General features: G+C 63.2%; 11 protein-coding genes and 3 pseudogenes. 13 read left to right on the plus strand and 1 reads right to left on the minus strand.

Annotated elements, in window-relative coordinates; translation table 11 throughout:
• Positions 1-18: 18 nt before the first annotated feature.
• Positions 19-1,176, minus strand: a complete 1,158-nt coding sequence (locus tag OMP40_RS11805; RefSeq protein WP_277531523.1) for a glycoside hydrolase family 88 protein — start codon at positions 1,174-1,176, stop codon at positions 19-21.
• A 125-nt stretch (positions 1,177-1,301) separates the two neighbouring features.
• Between OMP40_RS11805 and OMP40_RS11810 the strand changes: the two genes are divergently transcribed.
• The 13 genes and pseudogenes from OMP40_RS11810 (at position 1,302) to OMP40_RS11870 (ending at position 14,189) form a co-directional block, all read left to right on the plus strand.
• The gene (locus tag OMP40_RS11810) at positions 1,302-1,826 is read left to right on the plus strand and encodes an AraC family ligand binding domain-containing protein (protein ID WP_277531525.1); all 525 of its coding nucleotides are present in this window, start codon (positions 1,302-1,304) and stop codon (positions 1,824-1,826) included.
• Positions 1,786-2,178: an AraC family transcriptional regulator gene (locus OMP40_RS11815; protein ID WP_277533126.1), complete on the plus strand. Its 393-nt coding sequence runs from the start codon at positions 1,786-1,788 to the stop codon at positions 2,176-2,178. The genes OMP40_RS11810 and OMP40_RS11815 overlap by 41 nt, the downstream gene beginning before the upstream one ends.
• A gap of 149 nt (positions 2,179-2,327) precedes the next feature.
• Positions 2,328-3,065 (plus strand): annotated as a pseudogene (locus OMP40_RS41520) (cache domain-containing protein); the annotation flags it as partial.
• A gap of 271 nt (positions 3,066-3,336) precedes the next feature.
• Positions 3,337-4,026 carry a sensor histidine kinase gene (locus tag OMP40_RS41525; protein ID WP_420871921.1) on the plus strand — a complete coding sequence of 230 codons (690 nt, stop codon included), beginning with the start codon at positions 3,337-3,339 and terminating at the stop codon, positions 4,024-4,026.
• A 13-nt stretch (positions 4,027-4,039) separates the two neighbouring features.
• The gene (locus OMP40_RS11830; protein WP_277531530.1) at positions 4,040-5,119 is read left to right on the plus strand and encodes a response regulator; all 1,080 of its coding nucleotides are present in this window, start codon (positions 4,040-4,042) and stop codon (positions 5,117-5,119) included.
• Complete coding sequence (locus tag OMP40_RS11835) at positions 5,043-5,675, plus strand: helix-turn-helix transcriptional regulator (protein WP_277531532.1); 633 nt, start codon at positions 5,043-5,045, stop codon at positions 5,673-5,675. The genes OMP40_RS11830 and OMP40_RS11835 overlap by 77 nt, the downstream gene beginning before the upstream one ends.
• Positions 5,676-5,947: 272 nt before the next feature.
• Positions 5,948-7,093, plus strand: coding sequence for an ABC transporter substrate-binding protein (locus OMP40_RS11840; protein ID WP_277531534.1), 1,146 nt, complete (start codon positions 5,948-5,950; stop codon positions 7,091-7,093).
• A gap of 51 nt (positions 7,094-7,144) precedes the next feature.
• Positions 7,145-8,473, plus strand: a complete 1,329-nt coding sequence (locus OMP40_RS11845; protein ID WP_277531536.1) for a hypothetical protein — start codon at positions 7,145-7,147, stop codon at positions 8,471-8,473.
• 459 nt (positions 8,474-8,932) lie between these two features.
• A complete protein-coding gene (locus OMP40_RS11850; protein ID WP_277531538.1) occupies positions 8,933-9,496 on the plus strand; it encodes a hypothetical protein in 564 nt (187 codons plus the stop codon).
• Between the two features lie 263 nt (positions 9,497-9,759).
• A pseudogene (locus OMP40_RS41530) lies at positions 9,760-10,314 on the plus strand (NEW3 domain-containing protein); the annotation flags it as partial.
• Positions 10,315-10,420: 106 nt separating this feature from the next.
• Positions 10,421-11,167 (plus strand): annotated as a pseudogene (locus OMP40_RS41535) (carbohydrate binding domain-containing protein); the annotation flags it as partial.
• 307 nt (positions 11,168-11,474) lie between these two features.
• Entirely contained in the window at positions 11,475-12,188 is a 714-nt protein-coding gene (locus OMP40_RS11865) for a carbohydrate binding domain-containing protein (RefSeq protein ID WP_277531543.1), read from the plus strand.
• A 21-nt stretch (positions 12,189-12,209) separates the two neighbouring features.
• Complete coding sequence (locus tag OMP40_RS11870) at positions 12,210-14,189, plus strand: alpha-amylase family protein (protein WP_277531546.1); 1,980 nt, start codon at positions 12,210-12,212, stop codon at positions 14,187-14,189.
• Positions 14,190-14,806: the final 617 nt, after the last annotated feature.

Raw genomic sequence — 14,806 nt, forward strand, 5'->3', positions numbered from 1 at the left:
AGTGACGCCCGCTGCCGCCTACACGGACACCGCAGGCTTGGGCGCGAGCGCATCCGGCTGCGGACCGAATACCCGGTGGCGCCAGCCGTTCAGCTTGGCAACGGCTTCCACATAGAAATAATCGCCGTAAACGAGCGATCCGTCAATACAGCCGTTGCCGGGCTTGTGGCCGGTCGCCGCGATCAGGATGCCTTCGTGTTCGGGGCGGTCCCACGTGCCGTAATTCGCCGTAAGCGAAGCGAGAATGCGCGTCGCGGAATCGAGGTATATCCCGCGTTCGGCGGGAGGGACGCTGCTAGCGATGTCCAGCAAGCCGGATGCGGCGATGGCCGCGGCGGAGCTGTCGCGCGGCTCGCCCTCCGCCGTGTCCAGCCGGAAGTCCCAGTACGGCACGAGATCGTCCGGCAGCGCCGCGACGAAGAAGTGCGCGATCCGCTTGGCCGCGTTCAAATACTTGACGTCGCCGGTCCAGCCGTACGCCGCGGCGAAGCCGTACAGCCCCCACGCCGTGCCGCGGCTCCAGGCCGAGTCCGGCGCGTTGCCCTGCCCGCCGATGGATCCGAGATACTCGCCGCTCTCCGGATCGAAGGAGACGATATGGTTGACCGAGCCGTCGTCGCGGACGGAATAGCGAAGCGACGTGTCCGCATGCAGGAGGGCAATATGCTTATATCTGGGATCTCCGGTGATTTGTGTCGCCCAGAAGAGCAGCGGGATGTTCATCATGCAGTCGACGATCGCCCAGCCGTATTTGTCGCCGTTCCACGCCCGGATGAAGCCGCCCGCCGGATTGAACCGGCCGGCCAGGAAGTTGGCCGCCGCCAGCCCGCGCCGGCAGCCGTCCGCGTCGCCCGTGGCCGTATGCTTGATGACGGCCGTCGGCAGAAATTGGAACCCGACGTCGTGATTCAACTGGTCCGTCGGCAGGACGAACCAGCGCTCGATCGTCTCGTCCCAATGCCAGGCGGCCTCGCGGTATCGGGCCTCGCCGGTCGCGCCGTACATGACCCAGAGCAGTCCGCCCCAAAAGCCGGACGTCCACCAATCCGTCCCCATATCGTCGTAGATGCCGTCCTTCCCCGCGAAGTGCGGGCATCTGTCCCCGAATTGCGCGATCATCCGGTCGACCTTCCGTTCCAGGCGGGCGAGCAGCTCCGCCGCGTTCCATTCGCTCATGTTGCAACGCCTCCGTCTTCAAGAATTGAACCGTTTACATTTTTTGATTATAGCCCTCCCGCGCGCGCGATAGTTGCGATACAATGGTCTAAAATATCACTATGTTGTCCTGTATGGAGGGCGCGATGAACAAATCCTTCGATCCGATCCGATTCGGCGGACAGCCGTTCGATCTGGCTTATCGCCGGACGTCTGCAGAGAACTTCAGCGGCTATTACCATTGGCATCAGTGCTGCGAGCTTCTCTATGTACACGAGGGGCGGGGCGTCGTTATCGTCAATCAGCAGCATTACGAGCTGAAGAGGGGCATGCTGTTCGCGTTTCAGCCGTTCGAGCTGCACTATCTGCACGTGCAAGTGAGCCCGGAGCAGCCCTATGTGCGCACGATCATTCACGGGGACCCGCTGCATATCGAGCGCATCCTGCAGGCTTTTCCGGTACGCCTTCGGCAGTTCGCGCGATTGTGCAAAGGCAGCCAGCGCAGGCGCGCCTACGATATCCGGCAGGAAGAGGGGGGCGATCGAGTGGGCCTATGCCTCCTATGCGCGCGCCGCGGCGCAGGGAAGGGGAGAGACGGAAGAAGAGACCGGCCTGCTGCTCGCGCAATTGATGGCCTTCGTCGAGCAGGAGGAGCAGGAGGAGCAAGATGATGAAGCCGGCGAATCCGCGCCGGATCCGCTTCGTCCAAGACGCTATTCGGAGTCGATCATGCAGTGGATCGAATCGCATTACAGCGAGGACTTCGGGCTGGAGCGTCTCGCGGACGATCTGCATCTCTCCAAGTCTTATGTCTCCCGCCTGTTCCGGCGCGAGACGGGCAGCAGCATCTCCGATTATCTGAACGTGCGCAGAGTCAAGCAGGCTTGCCGGCTTTTGCAGACGACGAAGCTGTCCGTGGAGCGGATCGGCGCGGAGGTCGGCCTGCCGAACGCCCCTTATTTCATCCATTTGTTCAAAAGAATCGTGGGCGTCACGCCGCTCAGATACCGCAACCACACATAAAGCGAGGGTGAACGGAAGTGCAGCGAACGCATGAGGACAGGGGCGCTTCCGATGCGCGAAGCCGGCCCGCGATGATCTACTCCCTCCGCGGCAAGGTGGCGTTGACGTTTGTCGTGCTGTTCATGATTCCCTTTATCGCCGTCATCGTGATGCTGTCCAGGCAGGCCAGCGACATCATCGGCTCGTCGGTCGAAGCATCCGCCCTTCAGTCGATGGATCAATACACGACCTACCTCCGAACCGTGATGGCGCAGGCGGAAAATGTCGGCCAGCAGGCGATCGGCAGCGACGTGCTGCAAAAGTGGACGACCGCGCGTTTGTCGGGACGGGAGACCGAGTACGAACGGTACCGCGTGACGCAAAGCTTGCGCCAATATTTTTATTCGCTCGTCCAGTTCAATCCGACGGTCGCCTCCATCGAGGTATACGACGATCAGGGCGGCTTCGTCGGCTTGCAGGGCGACGATGCAGGGGAGCCGTTCTTATCCGCCGATTGGTACAAAGCGGCGCAGGCGTCGATCGCCTGGCTCGCCGCGCGCCCCGATCCGCTGTCCGATGAAGGGACCGAGATGAACGGCATGACGCTGCCGATCGTCCATCTCGCTTCGCTGGAGAAGATCGGGGTGCTGAAGGTCGACGTGCGGACCGATCTGCTGAGGGAACCGCTCGAGAAGATCCGGCTCGGCCGCAGCGGCGCCGCGTTCCTGTTGGACCGCTCGGGGAAGCCGATTCTGGGACAGGATCTTGCGCGCGCACAAGGGTTGTCCGCGGCGGCGCTGCAGGCGATCGCGGCCGATGCGGCAGACGCGGGCGAGGCGGCGGAGCCGCGGATGAAGCGAAGCGGCAGCGACGGCATCTTGTTCTACCGGCAGCTGCCCGAAGTCGATTGGCTGCTGGTCGGCTGGGTCCCCGAAAAAGGATCTGTACGCCAAGGTCCGCCAGACGAAGCATTCGCTGCTGCTGCTGGCCGGTCTCCTGCTGGCGCTGATCCTGCCTTGCGCCTACTGGCTGTCCTCGGGCATCGCGAGGCCGCTCTCCCGACTCGCGAGAGCGATGAGATACGCGGAGAAGGGCGAATGGCGAACGGCCGAGGAGGCGGCGCCGACCCGGCTGGCGGGCGGGACCGAGGTCGGCTACGTCATTTCCGTGTTCCGCGCGATGCTGGTCAATTTGCAGCAATCGATCAAACGGCAGTACGAGCTGCTCGCGCGGCAAAAGGATACCGAGCTCAAGGCGCTGCTGCTGCAGATCAATCCCCATTTCCTGTACAACACGCTCGGCGTGATCAGCGCCTTGTCCGCGCAGCGCAAGCACGAGGAGGTGATCGACGTGACGGAGTCGCTCGGACAGATGCTGCGGTATTCGCTCAAGCTCGACAGCAGCTTGGCGAGTCTGTCGGAGGAGCTGCAGTACGTCCGCAGATACGTCAACATCGTCAAGGCTTATTACGGAGACGATATCGCGGTCGAGATTCGGGAAGGACCGGGGCTGGCCGGCGTCCAGGTCGTCAAGTTCATCCTGCAGCCGCTCGTGGAGAACGCCGTCAAGCACAGCCGTAAAGCCGGGAACGACGAGCCCGTGCGGATCGAAGCCGCGATGGAGGCGGGCGTCGTGCGGGTCACGGTGTCCGATCGCGGCGCCGGCATGACGCCGGAGCAGGTGGCGCGGATCGTGGCGGAGGCGCATGCGGAGCCGGATATGCTGAGCAGCGACGGGCGGCATATCGGTCTGCGCAACGTGCTCGCCAGATGCCGGCTGAGCTATGGGGACGCGTTCCGGTTCGAGATACGATCCGCGGAAAACGAAGGAACCGCAATTACGCTGCTATTGCCGGAGACGAGAAGGTGAGGAGGTGAGCGTCATGTACAATATTTTGATCGCAGACGATTCGATGCAGCTGCGAAGCGGACTGCGGCATCTGATCGATTGGGAAGCGGCGGGGTTCCGCATCGGCGGGGAGGCTTCGGACGGACAAGAGGCGCTGGCGCTGATGGGCAAGGAGCCGTTCGACGCGGTCATCACCGATATCCAGATGCCGGGCATGGACGGACTCGAGCTGATCCGGCGCTGCGCGCAGGATCATCCGGGCGTGAAGATGATCGTCATATCGGGGTACGACGACTTCGCCTACGCCAGGACGGCGATCCAGCACGGCGTCGCGGATTATTTGCTGAAGCCGATCGTGCGCAGCGAGCTGGTCGCGGTGTTGGACAAGGTGCGCGCAGAGCTGACGCGCCGGCTGGCGGACAATGCCGAACGCAGCCGCATGCGGTGGACGCTCGATCAGCAGGTGTCCGCGCTGCGCGAGCAATTTTTGGTGCAGCTCGCGAACGGGAGCGCGAACGCGGCCGTCTCCATGCGCGAACGCGCCGCGCAGCTGCAGCTGGACCCTTTGTTCGCCGACGGCGCGAATGTACGGTTCGTCGGCGCGGAGATGCGCATTCCGCCGGGGCGGCTCGAAGACGACGAGCGGCAGCGGGACGCGATGCGGCTCGCCTTTCAGACGACCTGCCGAGACATGGCGCGGCAGGAAGCGGCGCGCTGGCTGGTGTTTCACGACTACAATTTTCCGGACATGATGTTTTTTATCGTCGGGGCGGATCCGGGCGGCGATCCGGGGGGGCGACTCGCGCGCCAGGCGAGACAAGACGGACATCCGGCTGACGCTGGAGCGCTACCTGAACGTCGACATCGCGATCGGCGTCGGGCGCCCGTGCCTGGCGCCGTCCGGCCTGCGAGCGGGCTATGCGTCCTGCCTGCTCGAGCGGAGCCTCGGCGGGACGGGCGAGGCGGATCGGCTCGACGCGGGCGCGGCGCCTCCGATGACCGGCGTCTCCGTTCCGATGGAGGAGATCGAACGCAGGATGACGCTCGCGCTGGAGAAGGAGGACAGGGAAGCGTTCGCCGGACTGCTCGCCCGTCTGTTCGCGGAGGAGGGTGACGCCGGCATGATGGAGGATTCGATCAGGGCCATGCGGGTCGTCCTGCTGGCGAGCGCGCTGTGCCGCAAGTATAACGGCGAGGCGCCCGGCCTTCGGGACAGAACCTGGACGTGCTACTACGCGATCCGGCGCTTCGAATCGAGGGACAGCGTCGCCCGTCATGTAGAGGACTTCGCCGAATACGCGATCTCGGTCATCGCGGAGGCGAAGAAATCAGGCACGGCCGCGATCGTAGACGCGGTCCGCGGCTACATCGACCGGCATTACGCCTACGAGCTCAGCCTGTCGGCGATCGCCGACGATTACCATATCAGCGAGACCTATTTGTCCAAAATATTCAAGAAGCAGGTCGGAAAGACGTTCAGCGAATATATCCTGGAGCTTCGGATGGCGCAAGCGGTCAAGCTGCTGGAGCGCTCCGACCTGAACCTGGACGATATCGCGGGACTCGTGGGCTTCTCGAACGCCAGCTATTTCAGCAACGTATTCAAAAAGCAGTTCGGAGCAAGCCCCAGTTCCTACCGGCTCAGGGAGCATCTGTCCGCGCAGCCTTGAAACAGCGGGGAACGGCAAAATTCTATATGCGATGTGTTCATATTATTGCATTCCGGCGCCCGGCGCAGACGGCTATAGTTAAGGCGTCGGGCGGCCTCCTGGGAGGAAAAACGACATGAATCGAGCTTGGGCCAGGTCCGCTGCGCTCCTGCTGGCGACGATTATCGCGACATCGGCTTGCTCGGGCGAGGGGGAAAACGCTCCCGAGCCGTCCGAGGCGGCTTCTGCGGCCAAAAACGAGAAAGCGTTTACAATTTCTGTCTCGTATTGGAATGAAAGAAAAGGCTGGTCCGCGGCCGTGGAACGGGAATTCAAAAAAGAAATATCCGAACGCGACGATCGAGTGGCGCAAATACGACGGCGACAAATACGTAAACGGCCTGATGACCGCCCAACTGATCGCCGGCCGCGCCGCGGATATCGTGATCAATCAGGCGCCGGCCGCGCTCGGCAAGGCGGGCTTCGTGATCGACTTGTCCGATATGCCGTTCGTATCCCGGGAATACGACACGCTGAAAAGCCAGGATCTGTACGAAGGCAAGGTGTACGGCGTGCCGCTCGAGTCCGTGACGAACGGCGTCTTTTACAACAAGCGGATATTCGCCGAGCTTGGCATCGGCGCGCCGCAGAACTGGTCGCAGCTGCTGGCCGCGTGCGGGAAAATCAAGGCGTCCGGCATCGCGCCGATCTTGATCGGCGCGCTCGATTCGTGGACGGCCAACATCGTGGGCGTCACGATCGGACAGGCGGCCGTCTACCCGGAAGACCCGGGGTTCGACAAAGCGGTATACGAAGGCACCGAGAAGCTTGACGGTCCGGCCATGACGCGCAGCATGTTGATGGTCGAAGAGCTGGCGAAAAACGGCTATTTCAACGAAGACGCCTTTCGCATCGGCTACGACGAGGTTCTCCGGCGGTTCGCGGACGGTAAAGGCGCGATGGTCGTCAACGGGAACTGGTTTCTCGGGGATCTGGCTGCGGACGGCCGCCTGCCCTTCGACGTCGGCTTCTTCCCGATCCGGGACCGGGAGGGCCGTACGATGCTGATCGCGGCCGGCGACAAAAAGGTCAGCGTCAACGCGAGGTCCGCGTACCCGGAGCAGGCGAAGGAACTGGCTTCGATCATGTTCGAGCCGGACATCATGTCGGTCTATCTGAAGGAGGCCAACGCCTTCTCTCCGTTGACGGGCGTCACGGTCGATTACGACCAACAGGCGGTGCGCGAGATGGCCGGTCTGCTCGCGAAGCTGCCGTCGCGCCGGCAGATCGGGAGCTACTGGTCCGGCGCCGTCAACGACAAGTTCGGCGACATGATCGCGCAGACGATCGCAGACAGGAAGTGGAGCCCGGCCAATCTGGCCGAGCTGCAGCGGCTGTACGATGCGGACAAAGGCTTGCTGGTCAGCCGCCCGGGCTGAACGGGCGGCCGAGGGCGCCGCATCGCATATTAACGATGGGGTGACGAGGCCATGAAGCCCGAGAGGTTAGTTTATACATTTGTCAGCTATGCCGCATCCTTCGGGGACCGCGGCGTCGCGGTCGAGGGCGTGCGCCGGATCGCGGAGCTGGCGCACCGGCACGGGATTCCGGTCACCTGGATCGTGGACGGTACGTCCATCGGACTGCTGAAGTCCAGCATTTGCGAATGGCACGAGCGCTACGGCGACAGCGCCATCCTCGCCTGTCCGGCCTATAAGGACGAGGCGGAGCTGCGGAGCAGACTGGCGGACGAGACGGCGCTGCTCAAGCAGGCCTTTCCCTGGCTGCCCGGGAGGGTGCTCGCGACCGGCTTTATCGAGAATCGGCTGATCGCGGCCATGGAGGAGCTGGACTTCATCGGCCTATGGGGCTATTGCTGGCAGCAATCCTGGTGGGACGGCATCTCGCACCGCGGCGTCCCGTGGGGCTTCTGGTACGCCGACAAGGATGGCTACAAGCTTCCTTCGGGACGTCGGATCGTGGCGGCCGAATGGACAGCGAGAGATTTGAATCTCGCGCTGCACACGGACGACGCCGTCTACTACTCTACCGACCCCAACGACGTGCTGCGCGCGGGTCTGTGCACGGGCGACGACATCGATTATTGGAAAAAGCTGTTCGGGGACTATCTGCGCAATACCGAGAGCAACGATTGCGTATTTTTCGTGCAGCAGCAGGAAGCGCACGAGATGGAAGCTTCGCAGCGGTTCGCTTTCTGCACGGAAGCCGACATTGAGGCGTCCGAGCGAATGCTGGACCTGTTTTTCTCGCATATCTCCGCCTATCCGATCGCGAGGATGAGCCTCCCCGAGGCCATCTGCATGTACCGCGATCGCCATTCGTTCACCGCGCCCTCCTACATGCTCGCCGACGACAGCGACATCCGCCCCGCGCTCAACGCCTATACGATGCTTAGAGGCGGCATCCCGCAGGGGCCCTGGCCGCGCACATTCCTGTATTACGATGCGGAATGCCAGCTTGCTTTTATCAAGGGCAAGAGCAGCCCGCACCTGCTGAGAAATTATATCGGAAAAACCGACATGAACGAGGAATTCAAGGAACCGGTTCCGGAAGTCTTCGTCCGCCGTTTCGTTCGGGACGCGCGCACGATCGAGATCGAATATACGATCGAGTCCGACCGGGTCATGCCGTTCGGCCTTGCCTACTGGGACGATCTGGCGGGCTATGAGATCGCGTCATGCGAGGAGGTGAGCGAAGCGGTCGTCGTTCAGGAGCAATTGGCGTTCATGAGATTCGGATTGAAAGGCGAACCGAAGACGATCAAGCTTGTTCTGAAAAGCAAGGCGCAGGGCGAATAAACATTCGAGGAGGCTGTTTATGTCCATCCGGAACGGTGTTCGCGCTTGGCCCGCCAAATGGCTGGCTGCCGCAATAGTTGCGATTGCAGTGTATGTCCTTTGCTCCGCTTCGAGCGCCAAAGCCGCTGGTCCCTACGAGGTCGGGGCCTTTTTACTTCGACAACTGGAACCCCGAATTGAATCCGACCGCGATCAAGGATTACAAAAAGCTTTACGGCAGTACGGCGAACCAGTGGAACGGCGTGACGGACATGCTGACCGTGCCCGGCCTGTGGGGCTACGGACCGCTTCCCGACCGGGAGCCGCTGCAGGGCTGGTACGACGACAGGAACCAGAGCGTCGTCGACCAGCAGATCCTGCAGGCGGCGAGCCGGGGGGCTCGATCACTTTGCCTTCTATTATTACTGGAAAGAGAACGGCGGGGGAGAACGGCCCGGCCAGCAGTCGATCTACAACTTCATGAATTCGCCGTACAAGGACCTGATGAAATTTTATATCTATATGATCGCCGACGGCACATGGCCCGCCAGCGACTGGGACGCGTTGATCGTGCCGAAGCTGGTGACGATGATGCAGGACCCGTCGTACAAGCGGACGCCGGACGGCAGGCCGATCGTCGCGTTTTACGGCAACTTCGCGGCGCGCCTCGGCGGCGCTTCGCAGCTGGCGACGGGCCTGCAGCATTTGCGGGACGCTGCGGACGCTGCGGGACTGCCGAATCCGCTGCTGCTGTCCGCCGCCTACAGAAGCCTGCAGCCCTCCATCGACGCCGGCTACGACGGATTCCAGCCGCTGAACCTGGCTGGCATCGGCCTGGACGACAATACGTACGTGCCCGAGGACTACGCGACGTCGTACCCCGACGCGTGGAACGCCTTCGTCACCGCCTCCTACCCGGCCGGCAGCGGCTATCAGAATTACGAAAACGTGCTGTTCATTCCGGGGGGGGCTGAGCGGCTACGACCCGAGGCCGTGGGGCAAGGGGCACGACAACTACGTTTATGCCGATCCGAGCCCGCTTAAGTTCAGGACCCAATTGAACAATGTGAAAAGCTATCTGGATACGCATCCGACTTCCATGAACATCGCCACTTTTTTACGCGTGGAACGAGAACGCGGAGGGCGGCGTCATCGAACCGACGACGCTGTACAAATTCGGGTATCTGAACGCCATCCAGGAGGTATTCGGCCTAAGCAACAGCGCCTACAAGGCCAAGATCGCGACGGCGGGCCTGCCCGACCTCGATCCGGCGCTGCGCATCGAGGTGTCGCCGGAGTTCGCGACGGTGACGAACGGACAGACGTTCAAGATCAAGGGCAAGGTCACCAATCAGTACGCAAGCGCGATTACGGCGGGCACGCTGTCGCTCGACACGGGCGGCTGGACCGTCGTCTCCTCGACCGGGACATCCCTGACGGGGCTCGCGGCCGGGGCTTCGCAGAACTTCGAATTCCAGGTAACGGCCGGTACCGGCACCAACTATGCCAAGCGCGCGATCGCCGCGAACGCTTCGTTCACGGTCGGCGGCTCGAGCAAGACGGGATCCGAGTCCACGTTCGTCGTTCTGGCCGAGCAGGTGCACGGCACGATAGAGCCCGTCAGCCAGGCGGTGTTCGCAGGCGATACGTTCGACATGCTGGGCGATCTTCGCAATTACTCCGTCGCGGCGAGGACGGGAACCTACAGCCTGGTCGCCCCATCGGGCTGGTACGTGACGAGCGACGGCGACGGGACGTATTCGTTGTCCGGCTATACGGGCGGCGTTCATACGAACCGGAAGGCGACGCGCACGTTCCACGTCACCGTCCCGGACGGCACGCCGGCGGGCAGCTACACGGTGACGCTCCGGTACAGCACGGACGGGGGGCATCGCCGAGTCGTCGACGACGGTCAAGGTCGGGAACTATCTCGCCAACGGCAGCTTCGAGCTTCATGCGGACGACCCTCTGAAGCCGGACGGCTGGCCGACCAGCGGCAGCATGGCCGTGAGCCTGTCGACCGACGCGAAGGACGGGACCCAATCCGTCAAGCTCGTCGGCACGGGCTACGGAACGAATATTCACCAGGAATGGTTCACGCCCGATCCGAGCAAGAGCTATGTCGTGGAGGCGTGGGTGAAGGTGACCGGCGGGAAGATCCGGATCTCCGAAGACGAGGCGGACGCCTCGTTCGGCTATCTGGGGACCAACGCTTACGTCGACGCGACGGGCTCCTCCTGGCAGAAGGTCAGCTTCAAATTCAAGCCCAAGCCGAACGCGGCCCATATGAGCATCCGGATTCAGACCTGGGACGGCGGGACGACGACGGCTTACGTCGACAGCGTCGTCTTCAAGCCCGATCCCGACGGCAGCATGCTGCAGAACAGCTCGGTCGAGACGGACGCGAACGCGGACGGGATCGCCGACCAATGGGTCAAATACGGCTCTCCGACGCTGACGATCGACGCCGCGACGGCGGCCGACGGCGTCAAGTCGCAGCGGATCGTCGGGACGGGTTACAGCAACGGCATCGCGCAGGAGTGGATCGGCGTCAGCCCGGCCGGCAACTACACGCTTGAATTTTGGGCCAAGGTGGACAGCGGCGCGCTGGCCGTCATCGACGGGGAGAAGAAGGCGGACAGCACCTGGCTGGGCGAGAATACGCTGTCCCTCATCACGGCGGCGGCGAACGGCGGCGTATGGAAGAAGTATTCGGTCGAATTCACGCCGAACGCGCTGGCGGCCAGCACGAGCATCCGGCTGTTCACGTGGTCGGGCGGCGCGACGGACGCGCACGTAGACGGCATCGTGCTCCGCAGGGCGCCGGTCAACCTGCTGCGCAACGCCGACTTCGAATCGACGGCCGTCACGGGCGGTCTGCCGGACAAATGGCTGACGGTCGGCTCGCCGACGCTCTCCCTGACGACCGACGCGGCCGCAGGCCTGCACAGCATCCGGATTCAGGGCGGCGCGGGGGAGCGGCATCAAGCAGGAATGGATCGATATCGGCGAGACCGAGCCGGTGCTGATCGAAGCCTGGGTCAAGGTCGCGTCCGGCGCGATCGCGATCCAGGAAGGCGATGCGAACGGAGCGCTGACCTCGCTCGGCGACAACCTGAACGCCGTCGTCGCGAACGGCGCCTGGACGAAGTATACGTATACGATCATGCCGAAGGCCGGCGCCAGAAAATTGAGCGTTCGCTTCGTCGCCTCCGGAGCGGGCAGCACGGATGCCTATGTCGACCGCGTGACGGTCCGGCTGGCGCGCGGACTCAATCTGCTGGCCGATCCCGGCTTCGAGCAGGATCTCGATGCCAATGGCGTCGCCGACATCTGGACGAAGACGGGATCGGCGACCGTCTCGCTGAGCGGCGCGGAAAAAGCGTCGGGCAGCTACGGGCAGCGGATTCAGAGCACCGGCTACGGCAACGGCATCCTCCAGGAGTGGATCGGCGTATCGCCGAACACGACGTACACGCTGACCGTGAACGCCAAGGTGAGCGGCGGATCGTTGGCCGTCGCCTACGGGGGAAGCCACCAACGCGTTCGCCTGGCTCGGACAGACGAATCTGGATACGATCGGCGCGAGCGGCTGGCAGTCGAAGACCTATACGTTTACGACGGGAGCATCGACGACCAAGCTGTCGGTTCGGCTGCTCGGATGGTCGGGCGGCGCGAGCGACGCTTATGTCGACGACGTGCAGCTGAGCCAGGCGGAGAAGCTCTAGCAGATTGAACGAAAGCAGGAGAGAAGGACATGCGCTTCAGACAGGTACACTTGGACTTTCACAATTCGGAGCTGCTGCAGCAGATCGGCAGCCGTTTTTCCAAATCGCAGTTTCAGGAAATGCTGACGCTTGGCCACGTGGACTCGGTCACGCTGTTCGCCAAATGCCACCACGGCTGGTCGTACCACCCTACGACGGCAGGCGCGATGCACCCGGGCCTGGACTTCGATCTGCTCGGAGCCATGATCGAGGCCGCCCGCGAGATCGGCGTCAGAACGCCCGTCTACGTGTCCGCCGGGCTGGACGAACGGCTCGCGGAAGCGCATCCGGAATGGCTCGTTCGCGACGCCGCCGGCCTGAGTCCGACCCGGCAGGACTACCTGCAGCCGTTTTATCGCCTGCTGTGCATGAACTCGCCGTATTTGGACGCGCTGATCCGCCAGATCGAGGAGGTCGTCGCGGCCAACGACGCCGACGGGCTGTTCCTCGACATCGTCGGAGAGAAGATGTGCTACTGCCACCACTGCATCGCCGCGCTTCGCGGGGAAGGGCAAGACCCCCGGGACGCGGATGCGGTGCGGGAGCTGGGCAAGCGGGTGTATGCCGACTATACGGGCCGGGTCAACGAAGCGGTCCGCCGCATCAAGCCGGAGCTCGGCGTGTTCCACAACGGCGGCCACATCCGCCGCGGCAGGCGGGATCTGATCCGGATGAACGCGCATCTGGAGCTGGAGTCGCTGCCGACCGGCGGCTACGGCTACGATCATTTCCCGCTGTCCGCACGGTACGTGCAAAGCTTCGGCATGGACTTTCTGGGTATGACCGGGAAGTTCCATACGCACTGGGGAGAGTTCGGCGGCTTCAAGCATCCGAACGCGCTGCGCTACGAGACGGCCCTCTCCCTGGCGAACGGCGCGCGCTGCTCCGTCGGCGATCAGCTTCATCCGCTCGGCCTGATGGACGAAGCGACCTATCGGCTGATCGGCAGCGTCTACGGCGAGGTGGCGCAGAAGGAAGCCTGGTGCGCAGGCGCCTCCAGCGTCGCGGACATCGCCGTGCTGTCGGTCGAAGCGGTATCGGACGCGGACACCGGGTTCCTGGGCAACGGGTCCGATACCGGTGCCGTGCGGATGCTGCTGGAAGGCAAGTATCTGTTCGACGTCGTCGATACGGAGGAAGACTTCGGCCGCTACAAAGTGCTCGTCCTGCCGGACGCTATCCCCGTCGGACCACGGCTGCAAGGCAAGCTCGAGCGCTTTCTCGCCGCAGGCGGCAAGGTGCTGGCGACGGGCAAGTCGGGACTGGCGGAGGAAGGCGACCGGTTCGCGATCGACCTCGGCATCCGATGGATAGGGGACAATCCGTACCGCCCCGCTTACGTTCGCCCGGACTTCCCGCTGCCCGGCCTCGGGCGCGCGTCCTGCGTCTTTTACGCCCGCAGCGAACTGGTCGAGCTGACCGGGGGGACGACGCTCGGACATATCGAGAACCCGTACTACAACCGCGACTTGTTCGCCTACTGCTCGCATCAGCATTTTCCGAATTCGCCGGCCGACGCCGGACCCGGCATCGTCGAATCGGACAACGGCATCTACGTAAGCTGGCCGATCTTCGAGGAGTACGCGACCGTCGGCAGCTACGTATCGAAGGCGATCGTCCGGTACGCTCTCGACCGGCTGCTCCCGCGCAAGACGCTGGAGACCGACCTGCCTGCGCAGGGCGTCGTCACGGTCCAGCGGCAGGAAGCTTTCGACCGCAGCGTCGTTCATCTCCTTTACGCTTCGCCGGTCAAGCGCGGCCAAGGCATCGAGATTATCGAGGATATCGTTCCTTTGTACGGCGTATCGGTATCGGTCCGCTGCGGCCGGGTGCCTGCGGAGGTATACCTGGCGCCCGGACGGACGCCGATTCCGTTCGATTGCCGGCAGACGGACGGAGACGACGCGTTCATCGTCGCCTTCCGGGTGCCCGAGCTGAACGGCCATCAGATGGTCGCGCTTCAATTTTGAGGTTTCATGCGACGGGAACGCCGGCGAGCCGGCTTCCCGTTTCTTTTTAACCGATCAGAAGGTATGACTTTCGGGGCGAAGCTCAGACTTCACCCTTTCTTAATTACATGGGACTGCCGAGACGCAGCGACGCCCGGAGCGAGCGGATTTGTTCCTAAATGGGACGACCGTGAAGCAGCGACGCCTGGAGCGAGCGGATTTGTTCCTACATGGGACGACCGTGAAGCAGCGACGCCGGGAGCGAGCGGATTTGTTCCTATATGGGACTACCGTGAAGCAGCGACGCCTGGAGCGAGCGGATTTGTTCCTACATGGGACTGCCGAGACGCAGCGACGCCTGGAGCGAGCGGATTTGTTCCTACATGGGACTGCCGAGACGCAGCGACGCCTGGAGCGAGCGGATTTGTTCCTATATGGGACGACCGTGACGCAGCGACGCCTGGAGCGAGCGGATTTGTTCCTACATGGGACGACCGAGACGCAGCGACGCTTGGAGCGAGCGGATTTGTTCCTATATGGGACGACCGAGACGCAGCGACGCCTGGAGCGAGCGGATTTGTTCCTACATGGGACGACCGAGACGCAGAGACGCCCGGAGCGAGCGGATTTGTTCCTAA

The organism is Cohnella rhizosphaerae (assembly GCF_029525575.1).
GTDB lineage: Bacteria > Bacillota > Bacilli > Paenibacillales > Paenibacillaceae > Cohnella > Cohnella rhizosphaerae.

Excerpts from the sequence above, each read along its gene's own strand:
- OMP40_RS11805 (WP_277531523.1), bottom strand. The coding sequence starts at position 1,176 with ATGAGCGAATGGAACGCGGCGGAGCTGCTCGCCCGCCTGGAACGGAAG.
- OMP40_RS11810 (WP_277531525.1), top strand. The coding sequence starts at position 1,302 with ATGAACAAATCCTTCGATCCGATCCGATTCGGCGGACAGCCGTTCGAT.
- OMP40_RS11815 (WP_277533126.1), top strand. The coding sequence starts at position 1,786 with ATGGCCTTCGTCGAGCAGGAGGAGCAGGAGGAGCAAGATGATGAAGCC.
- OMP40_RS41525 (WP_420871921.1), top strand. The coding sequence starts at position 3,337 with ATGCTGGTCAATTTGCAGCAATCGATCAAACGGCAGTACGAGCTGCTC.
- OMP40_RS11830 (WP_277531530.1), top strand. The coding sequence starts at position 4,040 with ATGTACAATATTTTGATCGCAGACGATTCGATGCAGCTGCGAAGCGGA.
- OMP40_RS11835 (WP_277531532.1), top strand. The coding sequence starts at position 5,043 with ATGACGCTCGCGCTGGAGAAGGAGGACAGGGAAGCGTTCGCCGGACTG.
- OMP40_RS11840 (WP_277531534.1), top strand. The coding sequence starts at position 5,948 with ATGAAAGAAAAGGCTGGTCCGCGGCCGTGGAACGGGAATTCAAAAAAG.
- OMP40_RS11845 (WP_277531536.1), top strand. The coding sequence starts at position 7,145 with ATGAAGCCCGAGAGGTTAGTTTATACATTTGTCAGCTATGCCGCATCC.
- OMP40_RS11850 (WP_277531538.1), top strand. The coding sequence starts at position 8,933 with ATGAATTCGCCGTACAAGGACCTGATGAAATTTTATATCTATATGATC.
- OMP40_RS11870 (WP_277531546.1), top strand. The coding sequence starts at position 12,210 with ATGCGCTTCAGACAGGTACACTTGGACTTTCACAATTCGGAGCTGCTG.